General features: G+C 64.0%; 13 protein-coding genes. 7 read left to right on the top strand and 6 right to left on the bottom strand.

The features are described from left to right. Window positions 1-168: 168 nt before the first annotated feature. From gntR to AC0WRY_RS14115, 7 genes are all read left to right on the top strand, one after another. A complete protein-coding gene (gene gntR / locus AC0WRY_RS14145) occupies window positions 169-1,269 on the top strand; it encodes an HTH-type transcriptional regulator GntR (RefSeq protein WP_194407560.1) in 1,101 nt (366 codons plus the stop codon). 123 nt (window positions 1,270-1,392) lie between these two features. Beyond that, entirely contained in the window at window positions 1,393-3,222 is a 1,830-nt protein-coding gene (locus AC0WRY_RS14140) for an IlvD/Edd family dehydratase (RefSeq protein ID WP_211418103.1), read from the top strand. A 137-nt stretch (window positions 3,223-3,359) separates the two neighbouring features. Then, on the top strand, window positions 3,360-4,091 hold the full coding sequence (locus AC0WRY_RS14135; RefSeq protein WP_211418104.1) for an SDR family oxidoreductase: 732 nt from the start codon (window positions 3,360-3,362) through the stop codon (window positions 4,089-4,091). Window positions 4,092-4,110: 19 nt separating this feature from the next. Further along, window positions 4,111-4,857 (top strand): SDR family NAD(P)-dependent oxidoreductase, encoded by a 747-nt coding sequence (locus AC0WRY_RS14130; protein ID WP_194407557.1) that lies wholly within the window; start codon window positions 4,111-4,113, stop codon window positions 4,855-4,857. A 7-nt stretch (window positions 4,858-4,864) separates the two neighbouring features. Beyond that, window positions 4,865-5,257 carry a GFA family protein gene (locus AC0WRY_RS14125; RefSeq protein ID WP_194407556.1) on the top strand — a complete coding sequence of 131 codons (393 nt, stop codon included), beginning with the start codon at window positions 4,865-4,867 and terminating at the stop codon, window positions 5,255-5,257. 156 nt (window positions 5,258-5,413) lie between these two features. Continuing rightward, window positions 5,414-6,094, top strand: coding sequence for a site-2 protease family protein (locus AC0WRY_RS14120; protein ID WP_194408262.1), 681 nt, complete (start codon window positions 5,414-5,416; stop codon window positions 6,092-6,094). 63 nt (window positions 6,095-6,157) lie between these two features. After that, window positions 6,158-6,580, top strand: coding sequence for a hypothetical protein (locus AC0WRY_RS14115; RefSeq protein ID WP_194408261.1), 423 nt, complete (start codon window positions 6,158-6,160; stop codon window positions 6,578-6,580). Here AC0WRY_RS14115 and AC0WRY_RS14110 read toward each other — a convergent pair. From AC0WRY_RS14110 to AC0WRY_RS14085, 6 genes are all read right to left on the bottom strand, one after another. After that, a complete protein-coding gene (locus AC0WRY_RS14110; RefSeq protein ID WP_194407555.1) occupies window positions 6,568-7,380 on the bottom strand; it encodes an energy transducer TonB family protein in 813 nt (270 codons plus the stop codon). The two genes, AC0WRY_RS14115 and AC0WRY_RS14110, sit on opposite strands and share 13 nt — an antisense overlap. An 11-nt stretch (window positions 7,381-7,391) precedes the next feature. After that, entirely contained in the window at window positions 7,392-7,847 is a 456-nt protein-coding gene (gene exbD / locus AC0WRY_RS14105) for a TonB system transport protein ExbD (RefSeq protein ID WP_194407554.1), read from the bottom strand. 3 nt (window positions 7,848-7,850) lie between these two features. Further along, window positions 7,851-8,804 (bottom strand): tonB-system energizer ExbB, encoded by a 954-nt coding sequence (exbB, locus tag AC0WRY_RS14100; protein ID WP_194407553.1) that lies wholly within the window; start codon window positions 8,802-8,804, stop codon window positions 7,851-7,853. Beyond that, on the bottom strand, window positions 8,801-9,490 hold the full coding sequence (locus tag AC0WRY_RS14095; RefSeq protein WP_194407552.1) for a Fe2+-dependent dioxygenase: 690 nt from the start codon (window positions 9,488-9,490) through the stop codon (window positions 8,801-8,803). Before AC0WRY_RS14095 ends, exbB begins: the two co-directional genes overlap by 4 nt. Before the next feature lie 2 nt (window positions 9,491-9,492). After that, complete coding sequence (locus AC0WRY_RS14090; RefSeq protein ID WP_194408260.1) at window positions 9,493-11,895, bottom strand: TonB-dependent receptor; 2,403 nt, start codon at window positions 11,893-11,895, stop codon at window positions 9,493-9,495. A gap of 243 nt (window positions 11,896-12,138) precedes the next feature. Then, window positions 12,139-12,378, bottom strand: coding sequence for a hypothetical protein (locus AC0WRY_RS14085; protein ID WP_027571757.1), 240 nt, complete (start codon window positions 12,376-12,378; stop codon window positions 12,139-12,141). Window positions 12,379-12,623 lie beyond the last annotated feature (245 nt).

The following is a 12,623-nucleotide window of genomic DNA, read 5'->3' as shown; positions in this document are numbered from 1 at the left end:
GCGCCGCGACCGTCTTGTTTTTTCAGACTTCGCCAAACGAAGCCCGACCGTAGCGGGCAACATTGTCGGCAGTTTGTGCGGTTTTGGCAATTTGTCTTTGGTTAGTCGTTGCTGGTAGCGCTGTCAACGTTCCTTTGTTTGCGGGACTGACTGTGTTAAGAGCAGCAAATGGTTCGAAAACGCACCAAGTCAGGCAAAATCCGGCTGGCGGAAGTCGCCGAGCTTGCCGGCGTCAGCCCGATTACGGCGTCCCGTTTCTTTCGTAATCCGGAAGCCCTGTCGGTCGCCAAGCGGACGCGGGTCGAGAGCGCGGCCAAGGAGCTTGGCTATGTGCCGAACCTTGCGGCGCGCGCGCTGGCCTCGCAACGCACCGAGGTCATCGGTGTCTTGATTCCCTCTCTCACCAACAACGTGTTCTCGGACGTGCTGCGCGGCATCTACGACGCGTCCGAAGGCAGCCGTTACTCGATCCAATTGTCTAACACGCGCTACAGTATTCTCCAGGAGGAGAAGCTGCTGCGCCTGTTTCTCGCGCAGAAGCCGGCCGGGCTGATCGTCACCGGCATCGACCAGACCGCGGAATCGCGTGCAATGCTGGATGCCGCCGATTGCCCGATCGTGCAGATCATGGAGATCGGCCCCGATCCGGTCGACATGATGATCGGCTTTTCACACTATGATGCAGCCCGCGCAGCGGTTGCGCACCTGTTCGAACAGGGCCGCCGCAAGATCGGCTTCGTCGGTGCGCGCATGGATCCGCGGGTGCAGCGACGACTGGACGGATACGTCTCGGCCATGAAGGACGCGGCCTTGTTCGAGCAGCGACTCGTCGTCACCACGGCGACGCCGACCTCGGTGACGCTCGGCGGCGCCCTGTTCACCGATCTGCTGGCGCGGGAGCCCGACCTCGACGCGGTGTTCTGCGCCAATGACGACCTCGCGCTCGGCGTGCTGTTCGAATGCCGCCGCCGCGAGATCACGGTCCCCGACCAGATCGCGATCGTCGGCTTCAACGATCTCGAATTCATGGCCTCCGCGGTGCCCACCCTCACCAGCGTGCGCACCAACCGCTACGAGATGGGCAACACGGCCGCCACCATGCTGATCGAGGCGATCGACGGACGGCGTCCGGAGCAGCCGGTGCTCGATCTCGGCTTCAAGGTGATCGAGCGGCAAAGCTCGGCGTCGCGCCATTCGGACAGCAGGCCAGCCGGCTCGGGCGCGGGTGCGGCGAACAAAATGGTAGCGTTACCAAGTAGCCATGACTAGTATCGGAATTGTGAGGAAACGACCCGCCAGCGGGCCAGCGATCCATCATTCGCGCCGTTGGGCATCGCACAAGCCGACAGCCCAAGGACGGAAGCCAGTGCGTTTGCATTGCAGGAGAAACCAATGACAAAAAAGCCAACCAATGGGCATGCCCCCGCCGGCAACGGCTCTCGCCGCCACCTTCGCTCGCAGGAATGGTTCAACAACCCACATAATCCGGGCATGACCGCGCTTTATATGGAGCGCTACCTAAACTACGGCCTCACCCGCGCCGAGCTGCAGTCCGGCAAGCCGATCATCGGCATTGCCCAGACCGGCAACGACCTCTCTCCCTGCAACCGTCACCATCTCGAGCTGGCCCACCGCGTCCGCGAAGGCATCCGCGAGGCCGGCGGCATTGCGATGGAATTCCCGACCCATCCGATCCAGGAGACCGGCAAACGCCCGACCGCGGCGCTCGACCGCAACCTCGCCTATCTCGGCCTGGTCGAGATCCTCTACGGCTATCCGCTGGACGGCGTCGTGCTCACCACCGGCTGCGACAAGACCACGCCCGCCTGCATGATGGCGGCGGCAACCGTGAACCTGCCCGCGATCGTGCTGTCGGGCGGGCCGATGCTGAACGGCTGGCACAATGGCGAGCGCACCGGCTCCGGCACCATCGTCTGGAAGTCGCGCGAGCGGCTCGCCGCGGGCGAGATCGACTATGAAGAGTTCATGGAGATCGTGGCCTCCTCCGCGCCCTCGGTCGGCCATTGCAACACCATGGGCACGGCGTCGACCATGAACGGCCTCGCCGAAGCGCTCGGCTTCTCGCTGCCGGGCTGCGCGGCGATCCCCGCCCCCTATCGCGAGCGCGGCCAGATCGCCTACGAGACGGGAAAACGCATCGTCGAGATGGTCTGGGAAGACCTCAAGCCTTCGGACATCCTGACACGCAAGGCGTTCGAGAACTGCATCGTGATCAATTCGGCGATCGGCGGCTCGACCAACGCGCCGATCCACATCAACGCGCTGGCCCGCCACATCGGCGTCGAGCTCACGATCGAGGACTGGCAGAAAGTCGGCCACGACGTGCCGCTGCTGGTCAACATGCAGCCGGCGGGCTTCTATCTCGGCGAGGAATTCCACCGCGCCGGCGGCGTGCCCGCCGTGGTGCGCGAATTGATGAAGCACAAGCGCATCCACGAGGACGCCGTCACCGTCAACGGCCGCGGCATCGGCGAGAACTGCAAGGATGCGCCAAAACCCGACAACGACGTGATCTGGACCTATGACAAGCCGCTGGTGAAGGACGCCGGCTTCCTGGTGCTGAAGGGCAATCTGTTCGATTCCGCGATCATGAAGACCTCCGTGATCTCCAAGGAGTTCCGCGACCGCTATCTCAGCAACCCCAAGGACCTCAACGCCTTCGAAGGCCGCGCCGTCGTGTTCGAGGGGCCTGAGGATTATCACGAGCGGATCGACGATCCCGCGCTCGAGATCGACGAGCGCTGCGTGCTGTTCATCCGCGGCACCGGCCCGATCGGCTACCCCGGCGGCGCCGAGGTCGTGAACATGCAGCCGCCGGCGGCCCTGATCAAACGCGGCATCCTGTCCCTGCCCTGCATCGGCGACGGCCGCCAGTCCGGCACCTCGGGCTCGCCCTCGATCCTGAACGCCTCGCCGGAAGCCGCGGCCAATGGCGGCCTTGCGATCCTCAGGACCGGCGACAAGGTGCGCATCGACCTCAACAAGGGCAGCGCTAACATTCTGATCTCGGACGACGAAGTGAAGAAGCGCCACGCCGAACTGATGGCCGATGGCGGCTTCAAGCATCCGGCGAACCAGACGCCGTGGCAGGAGATCTATCGCAACACCGTCGGCCAGCAATCGACCGGCGCCTGCATGGAGCTCGCCACGCGCTACCAGAACGTCGCCGGCACGTTCGGCGTGGCGCGGGATAATCACTGACGACGTCTGTCATTCCGGGGCGCGACGCAGTCGCGAGCCCGGAATCGATCGAACCTCACAACACGCTGCACAATGCATTCCGGGCTCGCGCCAAGAGGCGCGCCCCGGAATGACGAACCCACAAGGAGAAGAACAACATGGCAAACCGCCTCAAGGGCAAACGCGCCGTCGTCACGGCTGCAGCGGCCGGCATCGGCCGCGCCTGCGCCATCGCATTCGCGCGTGAAGGCGCAACCGTCATCGCCACCGACATCAACGAGGCCGGCATCGCTGGCCTCACCAAGGAAGGCATCGCCGAGGTCGCAAAGCTCGACGTTCGCAACACCGCCGACGTCAACGCCTTTGCCAAGCGCGTCGGCAAGATCGACATCCTGCTCAACGCGGCCGGCTTCGTGCATCACGGCACCATCCTGGAATGCTCGGAGGAAGACTTCGATTTCTCGTTCGACCTCAACGTCAAGTCGATGCACCGGACCATCAGGGCATTCCTGCCCGACATGATCGCGGGCGGCGGCGGCAGCATCGTCAACATCTCGTCCTGCGCGGCTCTGCGGCCGCCGGCGAACCGCTACGTCTACTCCTCGTCGAAGGCAGCGGTGTCGCTGCTGTCGCGTGCCGTCGCGCTCGACTTCATCACCAAGGGCATCCGCTGCAACTCGATCTGCCCCGGCACCGTCGAGACGCCCTCGATGCTGGACCGCGCCGCCGCGCAGGGACCGCAGGGCAAGGAGATGTTCATCTCCCGCCAGAAGATGGGCCGGCTCGGCACCGCCGACGAGATCGCCTCCATGGCGGTCTATCTCGGCAGCGACGAAAGCGCCTTCACCACCGGCGTCGACCTCGTCGTCGACGGCGGCTACATGCTCTGACGGCGCGGGGATCAGTCTCATGAACAAGATCGATCTCAACGGCCGCATCGCTGTCGTCACCGGCGGCGCGCAGGGCTTTGGCCGCGCCATCACCGAGCGCTTCGTCGCCTCCGGTGCCAAGGTCGCGATCTGGGATTTCGATGCGGCGCTGGCCGAGAAAACCGCGAAACAGATCGGCGATAGCGTCCGCGTGTTCAAGGTCGACGTCACCGACACCGTCGGTGTCGAGCAGGCGCGCGACGCGACGCTTGCCGCCTTCGGCAAGATCGACATCCTCGTCAACAATGCCGGCATCGCCGGTGTCAACAAGCCGGTCTGGGAGACCGATCTCGAGGAATGGCGCAAGGTGCTGCGCATCAACCTCGACGGTCCCTTCATCGTCTGCAAGGCGATCGTGCCCGCGATGCTCAAGCAGAAGTACGGACGCATCGTCAACATCGCCTCCATCGCCGGAAAGGAAGGCAATCCGAACGCCTCGCACTATTCGGCGTCCAAGGCCGGCCTGATCGCGCTGACGAAGTCGCTCGGCAAGGAGCTCGCGGCGCACGACATTCTCGTCAACGCGGTGACCCCGGCGGCCGCCAAGACCGCGATCTTCGACCAGATGACGCAGCAGCATATCGACTTCATGTTGTCGAAGATCCCGAAGGCGCGTTTCGTGCTGGTCGAGGAGCTGGCCGCGATGGTGAGCTGGCTGGCATCCGAGGATTGCGCATTCTCGACCGGCGCCGTGTTCGATATCTCGGGCGGGCGCGCAACCTATTGAGGACAGCATGATCCACGAGGGCGGATGCCTGTGCGGCGCGGTGCGGTTCAAGGCCGAGGGCGAGCCGCTCAACGTTCGCGTCTGCCATTGCCGCACCTGCCAGAAGGCGATGGGCTCGCCCTTCTTCGCCCGCGCACAGTTCGACCAGCGCGCGCTGACCGTCGAGGGCGAGACCGAGCGCTACGCGTCCTCGGAGAACATCGATCGCGTGTTCTGCAAGCGCTGCGGCACGCGGCTGTTCGCCTGGCGGCGCAACGGCACGCTCGCGGGCGCCGCGCTTGCGACATTCGACGACCGCAATGCCTTTGCGCCGACGGAGCACATCTGGGTGTCGGAAAAGCTCGCATGGCTGAAGCTCGACGACGGCCTGACCCAATATCAGACGACGATCCCGGCGTGACGTCAGGCAACGGTCGGCCGTTGCGCGGCATTATTCGCGGGTCATCTGCAGCGTGGCATTTCGGAACCGGCGCCCCTATCTTGAGCCTAAGCGTTGCTGCACCGCCGGTTGGCTGGGACGGCTGCAAGGCCGCAAGCAAACCGGGATCAACGAGCCGTGAACATTTCCATTTATGACTTCTCGGTCTGGGTGCTGCCGCTGGTGCTCGCCATTACCTTCCATGAGGCGGCGCATGCCTTCGTCGCGGACCGGCTCGGGGACAACACGGCCGCGCAGCTCGGCCGTGTCAGCTTCAATCCGATCAGGCACATCGACCCCTTCGGCACGCTGATCCTGCCGGCGATGCTGCTGTTCGCGCATTCGCCGTTCCTGTTCGGCTATGCCAAGCCGGTGCCGGTCAACTTCCGCAAGCTGAACAACCCCAGGCTCGACATGGTCTGGGTGGCGCTGGCCGGGCCCGTCACCAACATCCTGCTGGCGCTGGCCGCCGCCCTCGCCTTCCATGCCCTGCCCCTGGTGCCGGCGAGCTCGGCGAAATGGGTGGCCGACAACCTCAAGAATGCCCTCATCATCAACGCGATCCTGGCCGTCTTCAACATGATGCCGATCCCGCCGCTCGACGGCGGGCGCGTGGCGGTCGGGCTATTGCCGCGGCCGCTCGCCTTGCCGCTGGCCCGGCTCGAGCCGTTCGGGATGCTGATCCTGATCGGCCTCCTGATCCTGCTACCGCTCGCGGGCTCGCAGTTCGGTCTAAATCTTGATGTTATTTCAGCAATACTGCGGACGTTGACCGGTTATGTGATTCAGGCTGTTCTCTTCCTGACCGGCAATGCGTAGTTGAACAGCGACATTCGAACACAAGCCGAAGGGCCAGAGGCCGACTTGGTCAAAGCTGCCGATATGCTCATCGCGCGACGCGCCGATACCCGCGCCCGCGCCGATTTCGCCACCTGGAAGATGATGGCCAAGCTCAACGGATCGTCCGCGCTGCCGCCGGAAGCCCAGGAGTTCCTCGCAAGCTACCAGAACCTGCTGGCGCAGATGAGCGAGGGCGAAGCCACCGAGGCCACCATCGGCGCGATCTACAAGGCCTATTATGCGGAGATGGGCGGGGCGGGAACCCCGCCCGACGTCCGCCCACGCGCGGCCGAGCCGGCTGCGGACAATGTTACCGCCTTCCGCCGCCCGGCTCCGGCGCCGAAGAAGTCGGCGTCCTTCGGGGCGGCGGCGTTCGCCGGCCCTCAGAAGCGACCGCTCCCGGTGGCGCTGATCTTCGCGTGCCTGGTCGTGGTCTATGTCGGAATCCGGCTCTACTGGCGCTGAGCGGTCTTCTTCTTTTTCGCGTCCGGCGGCGTGAAGATGATATCGACGGTGCGCTCGAACCGGTCCTCGGTCAGGCCGGCAGGCGGCTGCGGGATGGGATCAGACTTGCGGACGATCGAGACCGCGGCCGCGTCATAGGCTGCATCCCCGGACGATTCCACGACATCCACCGACAGCACGTTGCCCTTGCGATTGATCGCGAAGCTCACCTTGACCTTCTGGTTGCTCGGTTGCTTGCCCTCCGGATTGACCTTGTGAGTCGCAAGGTGCGCGCTGATCTTGCGGTTCCAGTCGGCCGTGATCTTCAGGATGTCCTTGCCGAGCCCGATGACGGGCGCCAGCGCCTTCTCGGCCTCGCGCGCATCCTCGTCGAGCGTCTGCCGTGCCGTCGCCACCGATTTCGGCGACGCTTCGGCGGCCGGCGTTTCGACTGCCTGAATCTTCGGATCCTCTTCCGTCGGCTTCTTCGCGTTGTTCTCGGTCACGACGCGATCGGGATCCTCGACCTGCTGCGGCTGATCCTTTGGCAGCTCCGTCTCCTTGGTCTCGGCCTTTTGCTCGGGAAGCGCCTGCTGCTCCTGCATCGCTTCGCTGTCGGGCCCGGGCGGCAGGTCGGCTTCGGGCGCCTTGGGCGAGGCCATCTCGACCGCGAACTCCGCGCCGGCGGCCCCGAGACCGTCGCCGTCATCATCGGCGCGCAAATGCGCCAGCGCGAGTGCAGCACCACCCAGATGGAGCACCAGCGCCGCTACCGCCGCCAGGATCCAGAGTTTTCGGGATGGTCTGAGTTCGTCTGACATAACGGGTCTTCTTAAGGCTGAGCGGCGCCGGCCGCAGGCGCCCCCGGAGCGCCTTCCAGCGCCACCAGCTTCACCCTGGTATAGCCGCCTGAGCGCAGGAGCTCCATGACGCCCATCAACTCCCCATACGGTACCGACTTGTCGGCACGCAGGAACACGTATTTGTCCTTGCTCATGTCGGACAGGCCGTCGAGGGTCCCGATCAACTCGGCCCGCTGGACCGGATTTTCTCCGATCGCGAGCGTCAGGTCGGGCTTGATGCTGAGATAGGTCGGCTTGTCCGGCTTCTTCTGCGGCGTCGCGCTGGACGTCGGCAGGTCGATCGGCAGATCGACCGTGGAGAGCGGTGCTGCGACCATGAAGATGATCAGCAGAACCAGGATGACGTCGATGAACGGCGTGACGTTGATGTCATGCGTTTCCGAGAAATCGTCGTCGTCATCATTGTCTGCGAGCGAAACGGCCATGGTTCACTCCGCTGCGCGCGAATGCACGCTGCCGTGGCTGCGATCGAGATCGCGCGAGAGCAGCCGTCCTGCCGCGCCCGAGGCGCGGCTGACGAGCTCGAGATAGCCCTTCGTCACGCGCGAGAAGTGGTTGTAGATGATGACCGCGGGGATCGCGGCGACGAGGCCGATCGCGGTGGCGAGCAGCGCCTCGGCGATACCGGGCGCGACGACGGCGAGGTTCGTGGTCTGCGACTTCGAGATGCCGATGAAGCTGTTCATGATGCCCCAGACCGTGCCGAACAGGCCGACGAAGGGCGACGTCGAGCCGATGGTCGCGAGCACGCCCATGCCGATGCGGATGCGCCGCGCCTCTGCGCGCACGATCTCCTGGAAGCTGGAGGCCGCGCGCTCCTTGATGCCGGCATCGCTGGACAGGCCGGCCGACATCCGCGCCTCGCGCAGTGCCGCCGCCAGGAAGGACGGCAGGATGCCCTCCTTGGCGCCGAGCGCCATCTGCGCCTCGGCAAGCGAGCGCGTCTCGGCAACCTTCTTCAAGGCCGAGCGAAGCTTGGTGGAGGCGACCGACAGCTCGATCGACTTGGCGATGAAGACGGTCCAGGTCATCAGCGATGCGAAGGCAAGCCCGATCATCACCGCCTTCACGATGACGTCGGCCGACATGAACATGACCCAGGGCGACAATTCCTTCATCGCCGGCGCGATACCGGATGCCGGCTCGGACTTGGCAGGCGCTGGAGCTGCGACCACGGACGGGGTTGCCGGAGCCGTCGAAGCCGCAGGTGCCGTTGCCGAGGGCGCAGCCGCCGGAGCCGGGCTGGCTACGGGCGGCGGAGCCGCCTGCTGCGCGGCCGCCGTGGGAGGGGTTTGTGTCTGGGCGGAAACGGGAGATGCGAGCCAGGCGGCCGTCAGCATGACGGCTGCGGCAAGGCTTGCTTGGAGGGACATGATCTTCATACTTCGGCCCAGTAGCGAATGAGGTTGTGATAGATACCCGTCAATTTGACCGTTTCGGGATCGTCACGCCCGAGCCGTTCCACCAGCGCCTGAATCGCGGTGTCGAGGTCAAAGATCATGCTCCGGGCTTGATCGTCCCGTATCATGCTCTGAAGCCAGAAGAAAGACGCAACCCGCGTTCCCTTCGTCACCGACGTGACCAGATGCAGGCTGGTCGAAGGATAGAGCACGCAGTCGCCGGCCGGCAATTTGACCTCGTGCGAGCCGTAGGTGTCCTCGATCACAAGTTCGCCACCATCGTACTCTTCCGGTTCGGCGAGGAACAGCGTGACCGACAGGTCTGTGCGGATGCGAAGGCCGGTCAGGCGGTCGCCGCGGATCGCGTTGTCGACATGCAGGCCGAAATGGTGGCCGCTATCGGCCGCATAGCGGTTGAACAGCGGAGGGAAGATCTGCAGCGGGATCGCGGCCGCGATGAAGCGCGGATTCGACGTCAACGCCGAGATGATGCGGTTGCCGAGTTTTCGCGCGACCTCGCTATCAGGCGGCAGTTGCTCGTTGCGTTTGACCATCGCCGATTGCGCGCCGGCGGTCGAACGGCCGTCTTCCCATGCGCTGGCGTCCATGATGCGGCGGAAATCCGCCACATCATCCTTGCTGAGAACGCCAGGCAGGCATGTCAACATGATCAGAACTTCGCCGTCGTCACGAGGTAGAACGCCCGCCCCGGCGCGACCGCAACGAACGGCACGTTGCTGCGATAGAACGAGTCGTAGTAGAGCTTGTTGGTCAGGTTCTGCGCGTAGAACTTCATGGTCCAGTTCTTGTCGATCTTCTTCTCGACGAACGCGTCGAAGCGCCAATAGCTCGGCAGCTCGTTGGTGTTGGCCGCAAACGTGCCGCCATAGACCTTCGAGCGGTACACCGCCTGCCCGCCGAGCTCCCAGCCGTCGTCGAACTTGTACTTGGTCAGCATGCTGAACGACTGGTGAGCCACGTTGGCAAGCTGCAGGCCGAGATTGGAGGCGACGCCGCTCTGCGTGACCTTGGACTGCATCAGCACCAGGCCGCCGAAGATGCTCCAGCGATCGGTGATCTTGCCCTCGGCTTCGATGTCGATGCCCTGGATCCTGTAGGCAGCACCCGACGTCAGCAGGCCGTTGACGGTCTCGCGCGCGTTGTCCTTAGTGGTCTGGAACAGCGCACCGGTCACCAGCAGGTGGCGATCCGCAAGCTCCCATTTGGTGCCGACCTCAATCGCCTTGTTGCGCTCGGGCCCAAGCAAGATGGTCGAGTTGGCGGGAACGCCGCCGTAGTCGGTGCCGGTCGCGTCGAGCTCCGAACCGAACGGATTGGCCGAGGTGGCGTAGGCTGCATAGACGCTGCCGATCGACATCGGCTTGTAGACCAAACCGACGTTGTAGTTCACCAGATCGGAGTTCTGCTTCACATAATTGGTATTGTTCGACGCGCTCTGGCTATAACCGTCGTAGCGAACGCCACCGTTCACGATGATCGTGTCCTGCCAGTTCGCGGTGTCCATCACATACACGCTGCTGGTGTTGACGCCGTAACGCGTCGGATTTCCGATGAGTGACGGAATGCCGAAGCCGGAGAGATAGGTGTACTGGGGCGCATAGAGATTGACACCCGAGATGGCGCCGGTGCTCGTGAACGGCGAGCCGGACAGCTCCGCCGCGAGGCCGGAGTAACGGTCGATCGAGATGTTCTCGTTCGCATATTCGACGCCGAACACCGCAGTGTGCTTGACCCCGCCCGTGTCGAGCTTGAACGTAGCCTCGTTCTGGTTGGCCCACACGTCCACGGTCTGATAGCGGCTCTGCGCGCTCGCCGTCGTGGTCCAGAGCAGCGGATTGGGGCTGGTCGTAATCGGGTTCTGCGGCAGCGTGCCGATGTAGTTGAGCAGCGAGTGCTCGCCACGCACCTTGCTGGTCAGCGTGATGGCGTCGTTGACCTTGTACTCGACCGTGCCGGTGCCGAAATCCTGCCGCGCCGTCTGGAAGTCGCGGTTGAGGAAGCCGTACCAGTTGCCGCGCGGAATGCCGGCCGAGGTCACCGGCACGTTGCCCTGCTTGTAATAGGGCACGCCGAAATCGGGGTAGCCGCTGAGGTCGGTGTGGACGTAGTTGGTCGTGATCTTGAGGTCGCTGGTCGGGGTGTACTTGGTCGAGATGAAGGTGCCCCAGCGATTGTCGGTCACGTAGTCGCGGCCGGCAACATTGGCGTCCTGGAACAGGCCACCGGTACGCACCGAGAAGGTCGGGTCGATGACCTGGTTGACGTCGAGCGTGACGCGCTTGGTCCGGTCGGTGCCGAACTCGGTGTCCATGCGCTGGAAGTTGCGGTCACCGGCCTGCTTGGTGACGATGTTGATGGCACCGCCGGCGGTGCCGCGGCCGGCGTAGGACGATGCAGGGCCGCGCAGGATTTCGATCTGCTCGGTGAAGAAGTTCTCGCGGATGGAAACGGCGGGATCGCGGATGCCGTCGATGAACACGTCGTTGCGCGCATCGAAGCCGCGAATGAAGAAGCGGTCGCCAAACGCGTTGCCGCCCTCACCCGAGCCAAGCGTCACGCCCGCGGTCGAGCGCCCGATCTCCTTCAGGGTCGTCGCGTTCTTGTCCTCGAGAACTTCCTTGCTGAGCACCGTGATGCTCTTGGGCGTGTTCAGCATCTTCTCGGGAAACTTGCCCGAGGCCTGGACGTGGTCGACCTTGTAGGGAGCGGCAGGATCGGCATAGGGATTGCCGTCGACAGCGCCTGACGGCGTGGTCGGCGCGGCCTGCTGCGCCGCCTGTTCGCGTTGCGCGGCACGACGAATCGCGTTGCGGGCGCGGACCTGCTCCGGCGAGGGCTTCGATGCCGTCGGACGCGGCCGCTCGACGGGAGCGTCGACCGTCACCGGCGGCAGGTTCGACTGCTGCGCCTGCGCGCCGCTCGATACCGACGCCACCGCGATCAAGCTCGCAACCGCTGAAGCCTTCTTGCCAGAAACGCCCGCGAATTTTTCATCCACCAGATCGAATGCTGCGACCGAACGCAACGATTTCGGTGCGACCACCTGCCCCATTACCAAACGCCCCATCTTCCTGTTCGCTCATTCACTTCGACGAACGATGAGTTGTTGGTATCGGCGGCAAAATAGCGGGTCAATGCGAGCAGCTCGCAAGAACCCTTGAATCGATCCAGATCAAAACAATTCTAAACTGCAGTTTGAAACCGTTCTAAACTATGACTGGACTCATTCTAAAAAGCTGCGCCATTTGCCGGCATAAGCGCAGCCTCCTTCACATCATCGATCTCCCGCACGACATCAATCGCTGCTCGGCGGCTTCATCAGCGAAAACAATTCATCGACGGTCTTCTGCGCGACGGCGCGCACGCGATCGGTTGAGTCCATGCCGGCGATGTTGACACCGTTCACGACGGCTTTGATCTCGTCCCGGAAGTCGGTGAGGAAGCGCAAGGGATCGCGCTGCTCGTTGGCCACCCGCGCGATCAATCCCGTGATCAGAATCTGACACGCGATCAGCTTGCCGTTCAATTCATCCATTCTGCGCTCCATAGGTGGCGGCGCCGGATATGGCCGATGCACGAATTGCTGACAACCAAAACGGCTGCCATACGATTTAGAACCATTCTTGCGAGCAGTGCCGAGCGGCGACCCGGCGCGGCGCCATTCGGATCGAGCACACTGTCTGCGGGTGCCGCACAAGACTTGCCCGCCGTTCGAGCCGGCCAAGCAAATGCAGCCCTGCACACCGCCGCGCCAGAGCACTGCCCAGACGGTGCAAAGCT

This window comes from Bradyrhizobium sp. T-12, assembly GCF_058314695.1.
Note: the sequence above shows the minus strand (reverse complement) of the source record. Positions and strands in the feature narration are given on the sequence as shown.